Source organism: Burkholderia anthina, assembly GCF_902498995.1.
In the GTDB taxonomy this organism is placed as follows: domain Bacteria; phylum Pseudomonadota; class Gammaproteobacteria; order Burkholderiales; family Burkholderiaceae; genus Burkholderia; species Burkholderia anthina.
In genome coordinates this window covers 1-1,450 of the sequence record NZ_CABVLY010000060.1, presented here as the reverse complement: position 1 = coordinate 1,450, position 1,450 = coordinate 1, and the positions used below count along the sequence as shown (strand labels likewise).

The window sequence follows — 1,450 nt, the reverse complement described above, 5'->3', positions numbered from 1 at the left end:
AGCGGCCCGTGCGCGTCGCTCATGCGCCGTCCGGCGTGCGCACCGCGCCGCCCGACTGCGTGCCGGGCGTCGTCCCGTTCGCGCCGCGCGCCGCACCGAGCAGCCCCGCGAGCCGTGCGCCGAACATCCCGCGTCGCGCGGCCGACAGCGCGATCACCGCGCAGGTCAGCAGGATCAGCGCGAACACGAGCCAGCCGAGCGGCGAGCGCAGCCGCACGATGTCGGTCACCACGCTGCCGATCCCGTCGACGCGCGTCGCGCGCGCGGCGGCCGGCTGCAGGAACAGCGACACGTTGTCGTACTGCAGCCCTTCGATGCTGTGCGCGACGAGATCCTTGACCATCGGCGCCATCGCGCGCAGGTCGACGCCGGGCCGGTAGCGGATGTACACGGCGGCCGACGACGGCTTGATCTTGTCCGCGAGCGGATCGTTCTCCGGAATCACGACCTGCACGTGCGCGACGACCACGCCCTCGATGTCCTGCAGCGTGCGCGACAGATCCTGCGACACGCCGTACAGATAGCGCACGCGCTCCTCGGCCGGCGTCGACACGAGGCCCTGCTTCTGGAACAGCTCGCCGAGGCTCGCGTAGTTCGGCTTCGGCAGCCCGTTCGCGTGCAGCACCGTGAGCGCCGACTGCATGTCGCCGTCCGCGACGCTGACCAGCCACGCGTTGCGGTCCGACGTGTCGCGCGCGTCGTTGTCCTTCGACGCGCCGATGCCCACGTCGCCCAGCACCGCGACCATCTGGTTCGCGTCCCGCTCCGACAGGCCGGAGTACAGCTCCTTCTGGCAGCCCGCCAGCAGCGCGAGCAGCCCCACGAGCAGCGCGCGCGCCGCCCGGCTGCGCCACGCGAGCCCGCGCGGCGTCGAATCGATCGTCGTCATCGTTTGTCCGCTTCATCGGGCACGGCCGGTGAAGGCCCGCATGCCCGCTGTCGTCACTCCTGCGTCTTCAGCACCGTGTGCGTGAAGCCGTTCGCCGCCTGTGCGACCGACAGGCTCAACTGGTATTCGGAAATCGTGGTGGTCGCCGTCCACTGGAAATCCATCGCCTTCACCATCGTCATCATCGGATCGCCGCGGTTGTCCGCCATCGACGTCAGCATCTCGGTGCGATGCTTGTCGATGTTCGCGTACCGCGCGTCGAGATCGTTGCCGTAGGTGCGCAACCGCTCGACGAGCGACGACTGGTTCGCCTGCGCGGGCGTCATCTGCACGGAAGGTGCGGCGCTCGCCGTCGTGGCCGCCGTCGCGGGCGACATCGCCACGCCCGTCGCCTGCGCGCCGGCCGGCGCCGCGCCCGGCTGCATCAGCGCGTCGAACTGGCGCACCTAGATCGGAAGAGCGTCGTGTAGGGAAAGAGTGTCTGAGATAGTGTAGATCTCGGTGGTCGCCGTATCATTAAAAAAAAAAAACGCGCAGTTGAAGATCGTGCGGCGAATCAGG

The 1,450-nt window shown here is 69.0% G+C and carries 2 protein-coding genes; both read right to left on the bottom strand.

Annotation, left to right across the window (positions count from 1 at the left end; all coding sequences use genetic code 11):
* Positions 1–19: 19 nt before the first annotated feature.
* Positions 20–889, bottom strand: coding sequence for a type III secretion system inner membrane ring lipoprotein SctJ (sctJ, locus tag BME24068_RS34755; protein WP_174928802.1), 870 nt, complete (start codon positions 887–889; stop codon positions 20–22).
* A 53-nt stretch (positions 890–942) separates the two neighbouring features.
* On the bottom strand, positions 943–1,314 hold the full coding sequence (locus tag BME24068_RS34750; RefSeq protein WP_244962181.1) for a hypothetical protein: 372 nt from the start codon (positions 1,312–1,314) through the stop codon (positions 943–945).
* Positions 1,315–1,450: the final 136 nt, after the last annotated feature.